Below are 20090 nucleotides of genomic sequence, written 5' to 3'. Positions count from 1 at the left end.
CTGTGGCGGCAGAAGGAACAGTTCAGCGACGGCGTCGGCTACGGCTGGATCGACGGGCTCAAGGACCACGCCGAAGCGGTGGTCACCGACGCCGAACTCGCGTCCGCCGCGACCGTGTTCCCGCACAACACGCCGGAAACCAAGGAGGCCTACCTCTACCGGCGGATCTTCGCCCAGCACTTCCCCGGCGAGGCCTGCGCGGCCACCGTGCCTGGCGGCAAGTCCATCGCCTGCTCCACCCCCGCCGCACTCGAGTGGGACCCCGAGTTCGCCGCGATGGCCGACCCCTCCGGCCGCGCCGTCCAGGGCGTCCACGAACAGGCACTCGCGCGGTAACCAACAGGGTCGAGGCGCCGGTTGCGGTGACAGCGGTGTCGCCGTTGCGGGCATCGCGGCAACCAATCTCGTCCGCCCCGGATCGGTGCGGCGGCCGGGGTTGGGCAGGGTGGGGGAGTCTCGGCATCCCGGGTCGCTCGGGTGCTGGGTCCCGCTCTGAGGGACGTCTGGGGCCGCCCCGAACGCTGGACCCGACGCGGAGCTGGCGGTTCACGTATCTTGTCACTCTGGATCGCACTATGCGATGGTCAGGTCGAATGGTGCCGGGGGGGATCGGCGTGGCTTTGACTCGATAGCTTCGGAGTACGTTTTGTCGGATTTCCCTCGGTCGGTCGCCGCCATCGCGGCGGCCCGCCCCGACCTGGTCGTCGTTCGGGTCGACGATGTGTCGGTGACCTATCGGGAGCTCGATGAGCGACTCCAGATGCTGGCAGGACCACTCGGGGCCAGGGGGCTGGATCCCGAGGCCATTGTCTCGGTGACACTGTCAGGGCTGGCGCCGATGGTCGTCGCGGCCGAGGGCGGCCTCGGCGCGGTCCTGGACACCATCGAGCGGGACGCCAAGGCGCTGGAGGCCCCGCCGGCACGGAGCACCCTTGCGGATCTGTTCGACGAGCAGGTGGCGCGGACCCCGGATTCGGTCGCGCTGGTGTTCGAGGGTCACGCGCTGACGTACGCCGAGTTCGATGCCAGGGCCAATCGGCTGGCACGCCGTCTCATCGCCGACGGGGTCGGTCCGGACACCGTGGTCGCGCTGGCCATCCGTCGGTCGATCGACCTGCTGGTCGCCGTGTACGCCGTCGTCAAGGCCGGAGGTGCCTACCTTCCCCTCGATCCGGACCACCCGGCCGAGCGCACGGCACACGTGCTCGAGACCGCAGCGCCGGTGGCCGTACTCACCACCGGCGGTGACGGTGCGGCACTGCCACCCGGATCATCGGCTGTACTCCTCGAGCAACTGGACCTCGGCGGGTTCTCGGATGCGCCGGTGACCGATGTGGATCGGTTGGCTCCGCTGGTGCCGTCGAACACGGCCTATGTGATCTTCACATCGGGTTCGACGGGTATGCCGAAGGGCGTGGCCGTCAGCCATGAGGCGATCGTGAATCGTCTGTTGTGGATGCAGGACGAGTACGGCCTGGCGGTCGACGATGTGGTGCTGCAGAAAACTCCGGCGACCTTCGATGTGTCGGTGTGGGAGTTGTTCTGGCCGTTGCAGGTTGGTGCGCGATTGGTGATCGCGACACCGGGTGGTCATCGGGATCCGGCGTACCTGGCGCGGGTGATCGCCACCGAGTCGGTGACGGCCGCGCATTTCGTGCCGTCGATGTTGGCGGTGTTCGCGGCAGAGCCGGGTGTGGACGCTTGTGGTTCGCTTCGGCGGGTGTTCGCCTCGGGTGAGGCCTTGCCTGCGCAGACCGCCGCGAGCCTGCGCGGCGTTCTGCCGTCGACGCGGTTGCACAATCTGTACGGGCCGACGGAGGCCGCGGTGGACGTGACGTTCCACGAGGTCACCGAGGCCGATGAGGTGTCGGTGCCGATCGGTGTGCCGGTGTGGAACACGCAGGTGTTCGTGCTCGACGCGAGGTTGCATCCGGTGCCGGTGGGGGTGCCGGGTGAGTTGTATCTGGCCGGTGTGCAGCTGGCCCGCGGGTATGTGGGCAGGGGCGGGCTGTCGGCGGAGCGGTTCGTGGCGAATCCGTACGGCGGTTCGGGTGAGCGGATGTACCGCACCGGCGATCTGGTGCGCTCCAACGCGGCCGGTGAGCTGGAATATCTGGGGCGCAACGATTTTCAGGTGAAGCTGCGCGGTCTGCGGATCGAGCTCGGCGAGATCGAGTCCGCGATGCTTGCGCATCCGTCGGTGGCACAGGCCGTCGCGGTGGTCCGGGAGGATGTCCCGGGGAACCAGCAGCTGATCGGATACACGGTCGCCGCCGCCGAGCTGTCGGTCGACGGTGACGAGCTGCGCGCCTTCCTGGGGCGTTCACTGCCCGAATACATGGTGCCGATCACCGTGCTGACGCTCGCCGAGCTGCCGATCACGGTGCACGGCAAGCTCGATCGGAAGTCGCTGCCGAGGCCGGACTTCGAATCCACCCCCGATGGGCACGGCGAGCCGTCGACCCCGGCCGAGGTGGTGGTCGCGCGGATCTTCGGCGAGATCCTCGGGGTCGAACGGGTGGCGGCCCAGGACTCCTTCTTCGATCACGGTGGCAACTCGCTGTCCGCCGCACGGGTGGTGGCTCGCGTCAACGCGGCGCTCGGCTCCGACGTGAGCCTGCGAGAGGTGTTCGACGTGCCGACCGTTGCGGGGCTCGCCGCGCTCGCGTCGGTCCGGGCCGACGGTGCGCGCCGTCGCCCCGAGCTGGTGGCAGGACCACGCCCGGAGCGGATTCCGCTGTCCCTCGCGCAGGCCAGGATGTGGTTCATCAACCAGTTCGACACGTCATCGCCCGCATACAACCTCCCACTCGGGATCCGCCTGGCCGGAGAACTCGACCACGAGGCGCTGCGGATCTCGGTGCACAGCGTGTTGGGCAGGCACGAATCGCTGCGCACGGTGTTCCCGGACGACGGCGAGGGGCCCCGACAGATGGTGGTCCCGGTTGCGGGGGTCGACACGGATCTCCGTCCGATTCGGGTAGTGGACGAGGCGGACCTGCGCGGCAGGCTCATCGAGGAGGCGTCCGCCGGATTCGACGTGACGATCGAGCCGCCGGTCCGGGTGCGTCTGTTCGAGCTGGGCCGGGGCGAGCACGTGCTTTTGTTCCTGCTCCACCACATCGCGGCCGACGGCGCCTCGATGGCGCCCCTCGCGCGCGAGGTGGTGGCCGCCTATACGAGCGCGGCGGCGGGCGGCCGACACGACCCGGATCCGCTCCCGGTGCAGTATGCGGACTATTCGCTTTGGCAGCGCGAGCTGCTCGGCAGCGAGGAGGACCCGGAATCCCTGCTCTCACGGCAGGTCCGGTATTGGCTCGACGAGCTGTCCGGCATCCCCGACCTGTTGCCGCTTCCCACCGACCGCCCACGCCCTGCCGCTGCCTCGCTCGAGGGTGGGCGGGTCGAGTTCGATATCGGACGGGACCTGCACCGCCGCCTGTCGGCGCTGTCCCGCGAGCACGAGGCGACCCTGTTCACCACCCTGCACGCGGCCTTCGCGCTGTTGCTGTCGAAGGTCTCGGGCACCGACGACATCGTCATCGGCACGCCGACCGCGGGCCGCGGGGAGCACGTACTCGACGACCTGGTCGGCATGTTCGTCAACACGCTCGCCCTGCGAACCGTTCTGGACCAGTCGGTGTCGTTCGCCGAGTTGCTCCGCAGCACAAGGGAATCGGATATCGGTGCGCTGGCACATGCGGAGGTGCCCTTCGAACGACTGGTGGAGGTACTCGCACCGGGGCGATCCACCGCGCACTCGCCGATCTTCCAGGTCGTGCTCGTGCTGGAGAATGCCGAGCCCGTGGTCCTGGAGTTGCCCGGACTGGTGGTGAGCGAGGTCGATCCCGGCATCGCGTACGCGAAATACGATCTGCAGCTCTGGCTGGGGGAGCGCGCCGACCGATCGGGGATCGCGGGCACCTTCATCTACGCCACGGACCTGTTCGACGAGTCGACCGCGCGCATCCTCGCCGCACGGTTCCTCCTGCTGCTCCACGCGGTGGCGCAGGATCCATCGGTCCCGATCGGTGACGTCGAGGTGATGGACGCCCGTGAGCGCGCCGCGCTGTGTCCGGTCGCGGGCCGGGCCGCAGAGCCACCCGTCCTCCTCGCCGAGCTGTTGGCGGCGGCCGTCACCGAGCCGACGGCGCCCGCACTCGAGTTCGGCTCTCGCACCGTCGACTACGGCGAGCTCGACGCCCGCTCGAACGCCCTGGCGCGCCTGCTGATCGCGCGCGGCGTCGGGCCGGAGTCGTTCGTCGCGGTCGCCCTGCCCCGATCGGTCGAGTCGATGTTGGCACTCTGGGCGGTGGCCAAGACCGGCGCAGCCGTCGTGCCGATGGACCCGGCCTACCCCTTCGACCGACTCGGGCACATGCTCACCGATTCGGGGGCTGCGGTCGGCCTCACCACGGCCGCGCACGTTGCCGGGCTACCGGACGCGGGTTGGGTGACGCTCGACGACGACGCCGTCGTGTTGGAGTGGGCGACGCTCTCGACGGCGCCGGTCGGTGACCGGGACAGGCGCGGTGTCATGCACCCGGCCCAGCCGGCGTACATGATCTACACCTCCGGCTCGACCGGGGTGCCCAAGGGCGTGGTGGTCACGCACGAGGGAATCGCGGGCTTCGCACTCGAGCAGCGACAGCGGTACTCGGTGACTGCCACCTCGCGGGTGCTGCATTCCTCGTCACCGAGTTTCGATGCGTCGATCCTCGAGATCCTGATGGCGACGGCGGCGGGCGCGGCACTGGTGATCGTGCCCCCGAACGTGTACGGAGGCGGTGAGCTGGCGGACATCATCGATTGCCAGCGGGTCACGCATGCCTTCATCACCCCGTCCGCCGCAACCGCGCTCGCGCCCGACGGTCTCGATTCGCTGCGGGTGGTCGTGATGGGTGGCGAGGCGCTGAGCGCGGACCTGGTGGCTCGATGGGGTGCGGATCGGGGCCTGTACAACGCGTACGGACCGACCGAGATGACCGTCATGGTGTCGGCCAGCGCCGCGCTCGCCCCCGGCGGTGCGCCGACGATCGGCGGCCCGATCCGCGGCGTGACCGCGATGGTGCTCGATCGGCGGCTTCGCCCGGTGCCGGTCGGGGTGGTCGGCGAACTGTACGTCGCTGGTCCTGCGATGGCGCGCGGCTATCACAACCGATCGGGTCTGACCGCGGATCGCTTTGTGGCGAACCCGTTCTCGGCGACCGGTGCGCGGATGTACCGGACCGGCGACATGGTGCGGTGGCTCGCCCCCGCGACAGGGGGTAGACCGTCGGATCTGGAGCTCGAGTACGTGGGGCGCGGCGACTTCCAGGTGAAGATCCGTGGCTTCCGCATCGAACTCGGTGAGGTCGACGCGGCGTTGACCGCGCACCCGTCGGTGGACTTCGCGGTGACGGTGGGCCGGACCGCCCCGTCGGGGGCGACGGTGCTGGCCGCGTACGTGGTGGCCACGGCGGGAGAGTCGGCGGACGCCGACGAGTTGACCGCGTTCGCCGCCAGGTCCCTGCCCGCGCACATGGTGCCGTCGGTGGTGACGGTGCTGGACGGGATCCCGCTGACGGTGAACGGGAAGCTCGACCGCGGTGCGCTGCCAACGCCGGAGTTTGTGTCGACGGCCTTCCGTGCGCCGTCGACGCCGGTCGAGGAGATCGTCGCAGGGACGATCTCGGAGGTGCTCGGCATTCCTCGAGTCGGGTTGGACGACAACTTCTTCGACCTCGGCGGGAACTCGCTGATCGCGACGCGGGTGGCGGCGCGTCTCGGTTCCGCGCTGGGCGTGACGGTTCCGGTTCGGTTGTTGTTCGAGTCCCCGACGGTGGCGGCGCTCGCGGTGCGGGTCGAACGGGACTCCGGGGCGGCGCGAGCGGTGCTGGTGGCCGGTGAGCGGCCGGATCGCATTCCGCTGTCCGCGGCACAGCAGCGGATGTGGTTCCTGAACCGGTTCGATCCGGAGTCGGCCGTGAACAACATCCCGGTCGTCGTGCGGTTGTCGGGTGCGCTCGACGTGACCGCATTGCGCGCCGCGGTCCGCGACGTGTTCGAGCGGCACGAGTCGTTGCGCACGATGTATCCGGAGTCGATCGACGGTCCGGCGCAGGTGATCGTCCCCGCGGCATGGGTGGTCCCGGATCTGGTCCCTGTCGAGGTGTCGGCGGGCGACCTGCCCGATCGGGTAGCCGACGTGGTCACGGCGGGCTTCGACGTGGTGGCCGAGGTGCCGGTGCGGATGGCCCTGCTCCGGGTCGCAGGCGTGGAGCATGCGGAACGCCCTGGAGACGCCGCGGCCGAGCATGCGCTGGCGATCGTGGTGCATCACATCAGTGCTGACGGCTTCTCGATGGGACCGCTGACGCGCGATGTCATGACGGCCTATGCCGCGCGGGCCAGGGGAGCGGCACCGGTGTGGTCGCCGCTGGCCGTGCAGTACGCGGACTTCGCGTTGTGGCAGCGGGAGGTTCTCGGCGACGAGTCCGATGCCTCCTCGCTGGCGGCGCGGCAGCTCGGGTACTGGCGCGGCGCGTTGTCCGGGCTGCCCGCGCAGCTGGATCTACCGTCGGATCGTTCGCGTCCGGCGGTCCGGACGCAGGCGGGCGCACGGGTGGACATCCCCATCAGCGAGCGCACCCGCGGCGTACTTTCCGATTGGGCCGCAGAGTACAACGCCTCGCTGTTCATGGCGCTGCACGCGGGCCTCGCGGTGCTGTTGAGCAGGCTCAGCGGCACCTCCGACATCGCGGTGGGCACACCGGTGGCCGGCCGCGGCGAGGCAGCGCTGGACGATCTGGTCGGCATGTTCGTCAACACCCTGGTGCTGCGGACACCGGTCGAGGGGGCGGAATCGTCGACGGAACTGCTGGCGCGCGTGCGTGAATCGGATCTGGGGGCGTTCGGGCACGCGGAGATGCCGTTCGAGCGTGTGGTGGAGGTGCTCAATCCGGAACGGTCCATGTCGAGGCACCCCCTCTTCCAGGTGATGCTGTCCTACCAGAACATCGAGCAGCCGGACCTGGAGCTGCCGGGTCTGCACGTCTCGGGGGTCGACGCGCCGGTCGAGGTGGCGAAGTTCGACCTACAGGTGACGGTCGCGGAACAGGCAGGCGTAGGAGGACTGTCGGTTTCCTTCGTCTACGCGACGGACCTGTTCGACCGGTCGACCGTGGACGGTTTCGCGCGCCATTTCGTCCGGATCCTGGACGCGATGGCGGCCGACCCGCGGTGCCCGGTCGGCGACATCGACCTCGTCGGCGAGGCGGGTCGCGAGGTGCTCCTGGGCGGGTGGAACGCCACCGCGCATCCGGTGGTGCCGCAGACACTGGTCGATCTCTTCGACGGGCAGGTGGCGCGGACGCCGGATGCGGTCGCGCTGGTGTTCCAGGGCCAGGCGCTGACCTATGCCGAGTTCGATGCTCGGGTCAATCGTCTTGCGCGACATCTGATTTCTATTGGTGTGGGGCCGGAATCGTTGGTTGCGTTGGCGATGCGTCGATCGATTGATTTGTTGGTCGGTGTGTATGCGGTGGTCAAGGCGGGTGGCGCGTATGTGCCGGTGGATCCGGATCAGCCGGCGGATCGTATCGGGAACATTCTTGATACCGCGGCGCCTGCGTGTGTTTTGTCGACGTCGCGTGATGAGTTCGCGGCTGCGGGGGACAGCTCTGTCGTTTTGATCGATGCGGTGGATCTGGGGGCGTTCTCGGGTGCGCCGGTGTCGGATGTGGATCGGTTGGCGCCGTTGGTGTCGGAGAACACGGCGTATGTGATCTTCACGTCGGGTTCGACGGGTCGGCCGAAGGGTGTGGCGGTTTCGCATGCGGCGATCGTGAATCGTCTGGTGTGGATGCAGGGCGAGTATGGGCTGACTGCTGATGATGTGGTGTTGCAGAAGACTCCGGTGACGTTCGATGTGTCGGTGTGGGAGTTGTTCTGGCCGTTGCAGGTTGGTGCTCGGATGGTGATTGCGGTGCCGGATGGTCATCGGGATCCGGTGTATCTGGCTCGGGTGATCGTGGAGGAGTTGGTGTCGACGGCGCATTTTGTGCCGTCGATGTTGGCGGTGTTTGTGGCGGAGCCGTCGGTGGTGGAGGCGTTGTCGTTGCGGCGGGTGTTCGCTTCGGGTGAGGCGTTGCCTGCGCAGACGGCGGCGTTGTTGCGTGGTGTGTTGCCGGGTGCGCGGTTGCATAATTTATATGGGCCGACGGAGGCCGCGGTGGATGTGACCTTCCATGAGGTGACTGCGGCGGATGAGGTGTCGGTGCCGATTGGTGCGCCGGTGTGGAACACGCAGGTGTTTGTGTTGGATTCGCGGTTGCGTCCGGTGCCGGTGGGTGTGCCGGGTGAGTTGTACCTGGCGGGTGTGCAGCTTGCGAGGGGGTATGTGGGTCGTAGTGATCTGACGTCGGATCGGTTTGTGGCGAATCCGTATGGCGGTTCGGGTGCGCGGATGTACCGGACCGGCGACCTGGTGACGTGGCGTCCGGACGGCGAGCTGACGTATCTGGGGCGCAACGATTTTCAGGTCAAGTTGCGTGGTCTGCGGATCGAGCTGGGTGAGATCGAGGCCGCCCTGCTCGCGCTCGACGGGATCGAGCAGGCAGTGGCCGTGGTCCGGGGGGACGGCCATGGACATCAGCAACTGGTCGGATACGTGGTCGGCGACCCGGCGTTCGATTCGGACGTCGCCCGCACTTCCCTCGGCCGCGCGCTCCCGGATTACATGGTTCCGAGCGTGTTCGTGACGCTGGAGGAGTTGCCGCTGAACGCGTCGGGCAAGCTTCACCGCTCGGCATTGCCCGCGCCGGAGCCCGTCGCCCGGGAGTATCGCGCACCGGTATCCGCGACGGAGGTCGCGATCGCAGAGGTGCTGGCCGAGGTGCTCGGTGTCGGCCGGGTCGGGTTGGACGACAACTTCTTCGAGCTCGGCGGCAACTCGCTGATCGCCACCGGCGTGGTGGCTCGGCTTTCATCGCGGCTCGGGTCCGAGGTTCGCGTCCAGTGGATGTTCTCCGACCCGACCCCGGCGGGGCTCGCCGATCGGATCGACTCGGGTACGGGCGCCGACGCGGACGTCGAGGCGTCGTTCGAGGTCCTGCTCCCGATCCGGGTCGGTGGATCCGAGCCGCCCCTCTTCTGTGTTCACCCGATCGGCGGGCTGTCGTGGGCGTTCGCCGGCCTGGCCCGACACCTCGAGTCCGACCGCGGAATCTACGGCCTGCAGTCGCCCGCGCTCGGGAGCTCCGGCGGGGCGCCGGATTCGATCGGAGAATGGGCCGACAGGTACGTGCGCGAGATCCGCTCGGTTCAGCCGGAGGGGCCCTATCACCTGTTGGGATGGTCGCTCGGTGGCGTGATCGCGCAGGCGATGGCGGTCCAATTGCAGGCAGAGGGTGAGGATGTCGCGCTACTGGCGATGATGGACAGCTTTGCCGATCACGAGGCCGCGCCCGCACGGTCGGTCCTCGATGACCCCACTCAGGGCGAGCTACTCGGCGGCCTTGTCCCGGAGGGGATCCGCATCGACGACCGGGCACAGGCCGTCGAATCAGTGCTGGAGTCCCTGGCGCTGCTGGCCGCGCATCAGCCGAAGTCGTTCTCGGGTGATGTCGTGTACTTCACCGCGGTGCGGGAGGACAGGAGTGGGTCGCTCGGGGCATCGACCTGGCGGTCGGCGGTGGACGGCGCGATCCACAACCATCCGGTGGAATCGACGCACTGGGGGATGGCCTCGCCCGAGGCCCTGGCCGTGATCGCCCGGATCCTCGACGACTGGTGGACCGGCGCGGAGGCGGTGACCCGCTAGCGCTCGGTGACGACGACCCCGTCAGTCCCAGATCCCCGCTTCTTCGAGGTGCTTGATCAGGCGTTGCGCCCCGTCGAGGAAATGCTCCCGGGATTCTTGCCCGGCCTCGTCCGCGTTGCCCGCGGCCATCGCGGCGATGAGCCGGTCGTGGCTCGCGATGGCGGCAGCACCCCAGCCGTGGTCCGCCGAGTAGAAGTGCACCGGCGTATACCGGGTCGCGTTGAGCAGGAACCGGGAGAGCTTGGCGGAACCCGCCAACCGGTTGAGCACCCGATGGAAGCCGAACTCGAGGTCCTCGATCCGAGCCGCATCCGAATCCTCCACGGCACGTGCCAGTTTCGCATTGATGCTGCGGAGCTCGTCGAGGGTCTCCTGGTCGATGGCGGCGGTGGCCCTCGAGGTCAGCTCCTCGGCGATCTGCCCCTGCAGCCAGAAGACGTCGTTGATGTCCCCCCGGCTGAGGGCGGCGACGACGTACCCGCGGTGCGGCACCAGCTCCACGAGACCCTCGCTGCGCAGTGTCAGCAGGGCCTCGCGGACAGGGGTGACGCTGACCCCGAGCTCGGCGGCGGTCTCGTCGAGACGGATGAACTCGCCCGGCCGCACCCCGCCCGACATGATGAGGTTGCGGACGTGCACCGCGACGTCATCGGAGAGCTGGGGGCGGCGACGGAGCGCGCGCGCCTCCTTGGGGCGGGGTGTGGCGGACGAGGTCATCGAGTCTCCTTCTGACGGCAATCAGCTTAAACGCCCGCCAGTGGCTACAGGCCGTACGTCTTGCCGATGATGTCGCGCTGGATCTCACTGGTGCCGCCGAAGATGGTGGACACCAGTGCCCCGCGGACATGCTTCTCCATGTCGAACTCGGTGGCGTAGCCGTACCCGCCCATCATCTGCATGCCCTCGAGGGCGACGCGCTTGGCGGTCTCCGTCGCCTTCAGCTTGGCCATCGAGGCCTCCCGGGCGAGGACCTTGTCCGGGTTGGCATCCGCCTCGCGCGCGACGTTGTAGACGAGCAGCTTGGTGCATTCGATCTCGGTGGCGAGGTCGGCCATCCGGTGCCGCAGTGACTGGAAGCTGCCGATCGGCCGGCCGAACTGCTTGCGCTGGGTGATGTACCCGAGGGTGTCGTCGAAGGCCCGCTCCGCGGTCCCCAGGATCATCGCGGCAAGGATCAGCCGTTCGAAGTTCAGCCCGGTCATCAGCTGGCGCCAGCCGTTCCCCACCTCGCCGACCACCGCGTCCTCGGGGAGCACGCAGTCGGTGAAGTAGAGGTCGTTCGTCTCCTTCTGGCCGCCCATCAGCTCGATCGGGCTGATCTTCAGGCCGTCGGTGCGTGCAGGCACGTGGAACATGGTCATTCCCTCGTGCTTGTTCTCGCCGCGGCTCGTACGCGCGACGAGAAGGATGTTCTCCGAGATGTGGGCGTTGGAGCACCATGTCTTCTGACCGTTGACCAGCCAGCCGTCCGAGGTCCGCTCGGCCTTGGTGCTCAGGTTCCCGACATCGGAGCCGGCCTCGGGCTCGGACATCGAGATCGACTGGGACGCACCGCGGACGATGCCGCGCAGCACATCGTCCTTCTGCTCTGGGGTGCCGAACTTGGCGTATGCCCCGCCGGTGATGAGCGTCGGCCCGATCGCGCCGATCGGCAACATCCCGCGGTGGGTCTGCTCGAGCAGGATGCACATGTCGACCATGGTCGCGTCGGAGCCGCCGAATTCCTCGGGGATGGTCAGCCCGAGCCAGCCCAGCTCGGCCATCTTCTCGTATACGCCCTGGTTGTGATTGTGTGCGCCGTGATCGGTCAACTGATCGCGCTTCTCGCGCGTACCGGCCTCGCGCTTGCAGAAGTCCGTGACGGACTTGGCGAATGCCGTCTGTTCCGTGGTGAATTCAACGCTCATCTTCGTTTGGCTCCCGCTGGTCGTGTGGGCGCACGGTGCGCGCCGGGGGATCAGTGTCGATGTGGTCTTGTCGGCGGGCCTGCCGCCGCCTAATGTGATCTACACAACAGTACATCACATCAAATATATTTGATGTGAAGTATCTTCACTGATCGGCGACGGAGGGAACTGTCCATGCCACAGCAGGCGGCCAAGAAGCGCGAGCGCACCGAGACGGCAGGGTCTCCCGCGGGAGCGGGGGTGGTGGAGTCGCTCGATCCGCGCACCGACGAGCTCATCGCCAGCTACCCGGTCGCGGATGCGGACGAGGTTGCGAGGGTCGTCGAACGTGCCCGCCCCGCCGCGCGTTGGTGGGAGTCGCTGGGCTTCGACGGGCGCAAGCGATGGCTGCTGGACTGGAAGACGGCGATCGCGTCCGACGCGCAGGCCCTGGCCGCTGTGATCTCCCGCGAGACCGGGAAACCGCCGGGCGACGCCCTGCTCGAGGTGATGCTCACCGTCGAGCACCTGGACTGGGCTGCCCGCAACGCCGCCAAGGTGCTCGGCAAGAAGAGGGTGCCCGCCGGGTTGGTGAGCGCCAATCAGGAGGCGACCGTCCGGTACCAGCCGCTCGGCGTGGTGGGGGTGATCGGACCGTGGAACTATCCGCTGTACACGCCGATGGGTTCGATCTCGTACGCACTGGCGGCGGGCAACGCGGTGGTCTTCAAGCCGAGTGAACTGACGCCGGGTGTCGCGGTGTGGATCGCCGACAAGTGGCAGGCCCTCGTCCCCAACCAGCCCGTGCTGCAGGTGATCACGGGTGACGGCGGTACCGGGACCGCGCTCTGCAGGGCCGGGGTCGACAAGGTCGCGTTCACGGGTTCGACGCCGACAGCCAAAAAGGTGATGGCCTTGTGCGCGGAGACCCTGACCCCGATGGTCGCGGAGTGCGGTGGCAAGGACGCGATGCTGGTGGACGCAGATGCGGATCTGGAGGAGGCGTCGAATTTCGCCGTCTTCGGTGCCATGGGCAACGCGGGCCAGACCTGCGTCGGCGTGGAACGGATCTACGTGGCGGACGGGGTGTTCGACACCTTCGTGCAGAAGGTCACCGAGAAGGCCAAGCGGCTGCGTCCCGGCGGCGCCCCGGACTCCTCTTATGGGCCGATGACGATGGCACGGCAGTCGGAGGTGGTGCGCGGGCAGATCGACGACGCCATCGCCAGGGGCGGTCGCGCGGTGCTCGGCGGCCCGGAGTCGATCCGCGGGCCCTTCGTCGAACCGGTCATCCTCGTAGATGTTCCGGAGGACAGCAGCGCCGTCCGTGAGGAGACCTTCGGGCCGACGGTGGTGATCAACCGGGTAGCGGACCTGGACGAGGGGATCGCTGCGGCCAATGCCTCCAAGTACGGACTCGGTGCGTCGATCTTCACAGGTGATCGCAGGCGGGCGCTGGCGGCGGCGGAGCGGTTGCGAGCCGGAGTGGTCACGATCAACTCGGTGCTCGGATTCGCGGGCGTGGCTGCGCTCCCGTTCGGCGGGGTGGGGGAGTCGGGCTTCGGCCGGATCCACGGCGCCGACGGACTGCGCGAGTTCAGCCGCGCCAAGTCGGTGGCCCGGCAGAAGTACCGGGCGCCGTTGAATCTGCTTTCGATGGAACGCAAACCCCGAGACATGAAGATCGCCGCGTGGTTGCTCAAGACGCGGCACGGCCGGAGCTGAGAGGGCACCATGTTGCTGGTGAACGAGAACACGTCCCGACCGCGCGGCAGGTACGGCTGGCTCCATCGGATCGAGCAGCTCGACCCGGTATCGGACAACCACGAGATCCACAGGATCACAGCCGGTTTCGAGTTTCCGTGGGACTACCAGCGCGCGCTCGAGTTCGCCCTCTTCCGGACCTACTGCGTGCCCACGATCTCCGCGCTGCTGCGTAGGACCGGGGAGTTCGAGAAGCGGCCGCAGAAGCGCTATGACGACACCGCGCTGCTGATGGCCGAACTCGTCGAGCACGGCTACGACTCGCCGCGCGGCACCGAGTCGCTGCGAATGGTCAACCGGATGCACGCGAAGTACGACATCGACAATTCGGACATGCTGTACGTGCTGAGCACCTTCGCCTTCGATCCGCTGGACTGGATCGACCGCTACGGCTGGCGCCCACTGCACCCGAAGGAACGGCTCGCCTCCTTCCACTTCTACCGGGAGGTCGGACTGCGGATGGGCATCAAGGACATCCCGGAGGACTTTCAGGAGTTCTACCGGTTCAAGATCGACTACGAGGCCGAGCGCTTCCGGTACACCGAGGACAATCACCTGATCGGCGTCTACACCCGGGACCTGTTCTGTGCGTGGTTCCCCCGTCCGCTTCGGCCCGCCGTGCGGCAGGGGGTGTACGCGATGCTGGATCAGCAGATGCGCTCCGCCTTCGGGTTCCCGGCCGCGCCTGCCTGGATGACGGGCGTCGCGCAGCGCGGATTGGTTGCCCGGTCCAGGGCTGTCCGACTGCTGCCGCCGCGCAGGAGGTCGAAGGCCGCAAGGGACCCGCACAACCGGACCTATCCCGGATACCCGGTGGGCTACCAGCCGAGCGATCTCGGAGTGGATCAGAACCACGGTCGGGGCTGATCGGGGAACGCGCGTCGTCCCGCGCTGCGGGAGCCTCGATGCGCGGGACGTAGTGTCAAACGGTACCGTCTCGCCGGCAGGGGTCGACGAACGGGGAGTTACGTGCTGCAGGTCGATCCGCGGGATGCGGTGTTCCTCTATGTGGAGCGTCCCGTCGCCTGGCAGACCTTTCTGTCCGCCTATGCCTTCGTTCCCGACGGTTCGCGGGCTCGCCCGGCCGACCGCCGGGAGATCACCCGGTGGATCGCCGACCGCGCTCGCGGGATCGCTGTGCTGCGGCAACGACTGGTCCGCGTCCCGTTCGACCTCGACCATCCGTACTGGGTCGACGATCCCGAGCACTCCGTCGAGGATCACCTCTTCTTCCACGACGGCTCGGGATGGGAGGAGCTGCGCGAATGGATGGCGCTGCTCGTGCAGCAGCCGATGGATCGGTCCAAGCCGCTGTGGGAACTCCACGTCGTCACCGGGGTAAGCGGTATCCCCGGCGTCACAGGGGACGCAACGGTCACCGTGATGAAGTTCCATCACTCGATGGCGGACGGCGAGCTCAGCACCGCCATCTCCAGGGCGCTGTTCGGCGCGGGCCCGGTCCCGGACATTCGCCCCGGCGCACCTGTCGCCGCACTGCGGACACCGGTCCCTGCCGGTCTGTTCACCTCTGCCGTCCTGGCGTGCCCGCGCAGGGTCGGCGAGCTCGTCGCCGGCCTGCGAGGGTTCCGCGCGACGCGCCACCGACTACTGGTCGAACGCGAGGAAGGCAGGCACACCCTGCCCGTCGCGAAGCGGCCGCGGACCGTGCTCAACCAGCCGCTGGGCCCCGACAGGGTGTTCGACGTGGCGTTCCTGCCGCTCGACGAGTTGCGGGAGATGAAGGCCGCGCTCGGCGAGGTCACCGTCAACGACCTCGTGCTGGCGGTCATCGCGGGCGCGCTGTGGAGGTACCTCCGCGAGGTCGGCGGCCTCCCGGAGGGTTCATTGGCCGCCGCGGTTCCGATGTCCATCCGCCACACCCGCGTATCCGAGTCACGAAATCAGTTCCTCACGATGGCGGTGAACCTGCACACCGCCACGGTCGATCCGATCGCGCGGGTCCGCGCGATCCATCGGTCGGTCCTGGAGGAGCGCGAGCGGCTGAGCATTCCGGCCGAGGCCGAGGCGGCTTCCTGCGATGTCGTCGGCGTCGTACCCGGATGGGCGATTCGAGCCGCGTTGCGGATCGGGTACGGGCGACCGAAGCGACGATCGGAGACGATTCACTACGTGAACACCCTGGTCAGCAGCGTGCGCAGCGGCAGTGCGGACCTGCGCCTGTGCGATGCGACCGTCGTTGCCGGATTCGGTCTCGCGCCGCTCGTCGGTTTGGGTGGGGTGGCGCACGCCGTCGGCTCGGTGGGTAACTCCCTCACGGTCAACATCACCGCCGATCCGCTGCAGTTGGCCGACATCCGCCGCTATCGCGAGCTCCTGCTCGAGTCGTTCGACACGCTAAGGGACCAAACCGACCTCCGACGCGCTTCGTCTGTACGGTTGGACGTCGGGAGCGTCGCCTCGGGGTGAGCGGCGCGTATTGGGGACGGGGCGGTACATGGAGCAGATGCATCCGAGAGACACCGTATTTCTCTACGTGGAGAAGGAACAGGCCAAGCAGGCCACGATGACCGCGTATGCCTTTGTGGCCGAACGGGATTCGGATCGACATCCGGATCCCGCGGAGATCACCCGGTGGATCGACGATCGCGCAGGTGGGATGGAGATCCTGCGACAGCGGGTGGTCCGCGTGCCGCTGGACCTCGACCATCCGTACTGGGCGGAGGATCCGGGGTTCTCCGTCGACAATCACCTCGTCTTCCACACGGCCGAGCGCTGGGAGGACGTGCGCACGCTGCTGGCCGACCTGCTGCAGAGCCCGATGGACGAGTCGAGGCCGCCATGGGAACTACACGTGGTCTCCGGTGTCCGCGGGATCGACGGCATCGCGGGCGAGGCCACAGTGGCGGCACTGAAGGTGCATCACGCGGCGGCGGACGGCATGTTGAGCGCCACGATCGCGCGCCGCCTCTTCGCGGCGGAGCCGGGCGAGCAGGACGTGCTCGACGCCGCGGACGCGGACGCGCCGGCCTCGGCGCCGCCATCGCAGGTCGGAATGCTGGCGCGGGCGCTCGGATCGACCCCGCGGAATCTGGGTCGGCTCGCGCAGGAGCTCGTCAGGGCGCGCTCGGCGCAGCGTGCACTGCAACTCGGAAGCGATCTGGGGTTGTACCGGACGCCCACCGCCGTTCGCCCGCGCACGACACTCAACCAGCCGTTGGGTCCCGACCGGGTTTTCAACGCCGCGATACTCCCGCTCGGGGGCCTGCGCGCGATGAAGGCAAGGCTCGGCGAGGTCACCGTCAACGATCTGGTGCTCGCCGTGATCGGCAGGGCGATGCGGAATTACCTGCATGCGGCCGGCGAGGTGCCTGCCGGTTCGCTGGGTGCGGGCGTTCCGATGTCGACCCGCTCGACGGTGGAGGCGACGTCGCGAAACCGGTTCGTGACCATGTACGTGGATCTGCACACCGAGACCGAGGACCCGGTCGAGCGAGTGCGGGAGATCCACGATTCGGTTCTCGAGGAACGGATCCGCACGACCACTCCTGCGTCGCTGACGCTCGACGAGCTCCCCGGCGCCGTTCCTGGTGCCCTCCTTCGCGCTGGCCTTGCGGTTCTCGGCGCGCTGCCCAAGCAGGAGTCGTCGACCGTCAGCTTGGGGAACGCGCTCGTCTCGAACGTGCCGAAGGGGCCGGCGGACATGAAGCTCGGCGACGCGACGGTGGTCGCGAGTTTCGGGCTGTGCCCGCTCTCGGGTCTCGCCGGTCTCGCGCACCGGGTCGACAGCGTCGGGGACGTCCTCACGATCAACGTCACCGCGGATCCGCTGCAGTTGCCGGACGACGATCGCTACGTCGAGCTGCTGCGTGAGTCATACGACGAGCTCGAATCGGCGATCATGAGCGGCGCCGCGGTCTGACAGGCGACGGCTCGCGGCCGGTCAGCTGTGCAGCACCGTCAGCATGAGGGTCTGCATCCGACCGCGGGCCTGCGCGCCCTTGTCGAAATGGAGTAGCCGGCCAACGTCGAGGGTCTGGCCGAGGGCCGCGTGCACCAGGAACCTGGCCTCGACGGCGGACAGCTCGGGTCGAACCGCGGTGAGCAGATGGACCCACTCCTCGACGTGCAGGCGCTGCACGTTGCGGAGGTTGGTGCGCTCCTGCTTGGGCAGGTTGCCGATCTCCGAGAAGTACACGGAGAGCACCTCGGGATGCGCGAATGCCAGGTCGATGTAGGTGGCCGAGAGTCGACTCAGCGCCTCGTCCGGGTCGGTGGAGGCGGCGAGCGCGGCGGCCGTCGCCATGGCCAGGCGATCGGCTGCCCGGTGGAACGCGGCCGCCAGCAGGTCAGCCTTGCTGGGGAAGTGCCGGTAGACGCTGGACGCGTTGATGCCCGCGGCTGCGCCGATCTCCTCGATGCTCGATTCGTGATAGCCGCGGTCGTTGAAGATCTTCACAGCCTCCGCGAGCAGTAGTTCACGCTTGGAGGTCACGGCGAGTCCGCGCTGGGCGGCGGGATCGTCGATCGTTGTCGCCGCGGGCGGCGACGCGGCCAGGTCGCATCTCAACACGCCCCAGGCGGTACCGAGCAGGAGCTTCTCGATCTTGCGGTTCGCCAGCGCGGCGCTGTGGGCGGTGATGCTGCCGATCACGCTGAGCGCGGCTGCCGCGAGGATCACCGATTCGCGTTCGGTGAGTTCGGGTCGCAACTCGCGCAGCGGCCCCGCGACGTTCTGTGTCACCGCGACGAATTCGGCCCGCATCAGGTCCCGGTCGTCCGGCCGGAGGTAGCGGCCCTCCCACCGGTAGAGCCCACCGGTCTTCCGGTTTTCGACGGTGGTCACGATCAGCGCTCGCAGCACGGAATCCAACTGGAGCTCCGGGGTGCGGTCCGGATCGTCGGACTCGGCTGCGCCATCGGAGGCCGACCGCAGGGCACCGACCGTTCCCATCGCGGCGTGGACCAGCAAGGCGTACTTGTTGGGAAAATGCCGATAGAGGGCAGGGCCGGAGATGCCGAGAGTGGCGGCGATGTCGTCCACACCCACCGCGTGATAGCCCCGTTCGCTGAAGGCCTGCGCCGCCACCAAGGCGATCTGCGCCTTGCGGTCCTTCGGTCGTCGCCGAACGGGCGCGGCGGCCGAAGCCGGCCGGCCGGTGGTCGTCTGGGGCATCGACGTCTCCTGACTTCGGTCGCAGTAATCGTAACCGAGAGCCCGGCGCCTTCGGCCCGAAAGCGAAGGCAGGATTCCGGAGCCGACGCCGGTACTTCCCGTGGATCTTCGGCGCAAAGGCAGTACTAGCAACGGTATTCGCTATTGACAACCTCGGAAAGGTGCATAAAAGTTAACCGCAATTCGCACTGTGTGAGCGTTCTCACTGGCGCAGGCACGACCGTGGCCCGCACATGGTGCGCCGAATCGAAAGGGGAAGCATGACCGTGACCCGACCTACCGGAGCGCCGCTGATCTTCGACGCCGTGCGCACACCGCGCGGCCGCGGCAAGGCGACCGGATCGCTGTACTCGGTCAAGCCGATCGACCTCGTGGTCGGCCTCATCGATGAGATCCGGCACCGCAATCCTGGGCTCGATCCCGGCGCGATCGAGGACATCGTGCTCGGCATCGTCTCGCCGCTCGGCGAACAGGGCGCGGTCCTGCCGAGGGTGGCGGCCCTTGCCGCGGGACTGCCCGAGACGGTGGCGGGCGTGCAGGTGAACCGTTTTTGCGCGTCGGGTCTCGAGTCCGTCAATCTCGCCGCCCAGAAGGTGGCCTCGGGCTGGGAAGACCTCGTCCTCGCAGGCGGGGTCGAGTCGATGTCGCGGGTGCCGATGGGGTCGGACGGTGGCGCGTGGGGAATGGACCCCGCCACCAACTATGCGACCTACATGGTCCCGCAGGGGATCGGCGCCGACCTCATCGCGACGATGGAAGGGTTCAGTCGAACCCGTGTCGACGAGTTCGCGGTCCGGTCACAGGAACTCGCGGCGAAGGCGTGGGCAGACGGGCGGTTCGACCGCTCGGTCGTCCCGGTCAAGGATCGGAACGGACTCGTGGTGCTCGATCGCGACGAGCACATGCGACCCGGCGCAACGGTCGAGAGCCTGGGGGCGCTCAAGCCCTCGTTCGCGTCCATGGGAGAGCAGGGCGGGTTCAACGCGGTGGCGCTCCAGAAGTACCACTCGGTCGAGCGGATCGAGCACGTGCACCACGCGGGCAACTCGTCGGGCATCGTCGACGGGGCAACCCTGATGCTGATCGGCTCAGCGGAGGCGGGGGCCAGGGCGGGCCTGACGCCGCGTGCGCGCATCGTGGGAACCGCGGTGGTCGGATCCGAGCCGACGATCATGCTCACCGGTCCGGCGCCTGCGGCCGAGAAGGCGCTGGCCAGGGCGGGCCTCACCGCAGAAGACATCGACCTGTACGAGATCAACGAGGCCTTCGCCTCCGTTGCGCTGAAGTTCGTCAAGGACATGGACATCCCGATGGACAAGGTCAACGTCAATGGTGGCGCCATCGCCATGGGTCACCCGCTCGGTGCGACCGGGGCCATCATCCTGGGCACCCTGCTCGACGAGCTCGAGCGTCGCGACAGGCGGTACGGGCTGGCGACCCTCTGCGTGGGCGCAGGCATGGGCATCGCCACCGTCATCGAACGCATCTAGGCCCCGATCTTCCG

General features: G+C 68.2%; 10 protein-coding genes. 7 read left to right on the top strand and 3 right to left on the bottom strand.

Features of this window, described 5'->3' with window-relative positions; translation table 11 throughout:
- Both ACWFRB_RS06100 and ACWFRB_RS06095 read left to right on the top strand, forming a co-directional pair.
- On the top strand, positions 1-336 hold a 336-nt coding region (locus ACWFRB_RS06100), incomplete at its 5' end, for a hypothetical protein (RefSeq protein WP_452639536.1).
- A 310-nt stretch (positions 337-646) separates the two neighbouring features.
- The gene (locus ACWFRB_RS06095; protein ID WP_452639534.1) at positions 647-9802 is read left to right on the top strand and encodes an amino acid adenylation domain-containing protein; all 9156 of its coding nucleotides are present in this window, start codon (positions 647-649) and stop codon (positions 9800-9802) included.
- 21 nt (positions 9803-9823) lie between these two features.
- On the opposite strand, the gene ACWFRB_RS06090 is transcribed toward ACWFRB_RS06095, so the two are convergent.
- Together ACWFRB_RS06090 and ACWFRB_RS06085 are read right to left on the bottom strand one after the other, a co-directional pair.
- Complete coding sequence (locus ACWFRB_RS06090) at positions 9824-10519, bottom strand: GntR family transcriptional regulator (protein ID WP_452639532.1); 696 nt, start codon at positions 10517-10519, stop codon at positions 9824-9826.
- Positions 10520-10563: 44 nt separating this feature from the next.
- Complete coding sequence (locus tag ACWFRB_RS06085; RefSeq protein ID WP_452639531.1) at positions 10564-11709, bottom strand: acyl-CoA dehydrogenase family protein; 1146 nt, start codon at positions 11707-11709, stop codon at positions 10564-10566.
- Positions 11710-11883: 174 nt separating this feature from the next.
- Between ACWFRB_RS06085 and ACWFRB_RS06080 the strand changes: the two genes are divergently transcribed.
- From ACWFRB_RS06080 to ACWFRB_RS06065, 4 genes are all read left to right on the top strand, one after another.
- Positions 11884-13413 (top strand): aldehyde dehydrogenase family protein, encoded by a 1530-nt coding sequence (locus tag ACWFRB_RS06080; protein ID WP_452639530.1) that lies wholly within the window; start codon positions 11884-11886, stop codon positions 13411-13413.
- A 9-nt stretch (positions 13414-13422) separates the two neighbouring features.
- Entirely contained in the window at positions 13423-14319 is an 897-nt protein-coding gene (locus ACWFRB_RS06075; protein WP_452639528.1) for an oxygenase MpaB family protein, read from the top strand.
- A gap of 102 nt (positions 14320-14421) precedes the next feature.
- Positions 14422-15879 (top strand): wax ester/triacylglycerol synthase domain-containing protein, encoded by a 1458-nt coding sequence (locus tag ACWFRB_RS06070; protein ID WP_452639527.1) that lies wholly within the window; start codon positions 14422-14424, stop codon positions 15877-15879.
- A gap of 37 nt (positions 15880-15916) precedes the next feature.
- The gene (locus tag ACWFRB_RS06065) at positions 15917-17332 is read left to right on the top strand and encodes a wax ester/triacylglycerol synthase domain-containing protein (protein ID WP_452639525.1); all 1416 of its coding nucleotides are present in this window, start codon (positions 15917-15919) and stop codon (positions 17330-17332) included.
- Positions 17333-17353: 21 nt separating this feature from the next.
- Here the strand turns inward: ACWFRB_RS06065 and ACWFRB_RS06060 are convergent, their stop codons facing one another.
- Positions 17354-18586: a TetR/AcrR family transcriptional regulator gene (locus tag ACWFRB_RS06060; RefSeq protein WP_452639524.1), complete on the bottom strand. Its 1233-nt coding sequence runs from the start codon at positions 18584-18586 to the stop codon at positions 17354-17356.
- A gap of 260 nt (positions 18587-18846) precedes the next feature.
- On the opposite strand from ACWFRB_RS06060, the gene ACWFRB_RS06055 reads away from it, so the two are divergent.
- Entirely contained in the window at positions 18847-20076 is a 1230-nt protein-coding gene (locus ACWFRB_RS06055) for an acetyl-CoA C-acetyltransferase (RefSeq protein ID WP_452639523.1), read from the top strand.
- Positions 20077-20090 lie beyond the last annotated feature (14 nt).

The sequence above is a fragment of the Rhodococcus sp. NPDC055112 genome, assembly GCF_053607505.1.
The sequence above is the reverse complement of the archived record's forward strand: the minus strand, read 5'-3'. Positions and strand labels throughout refer to the sequence as shown.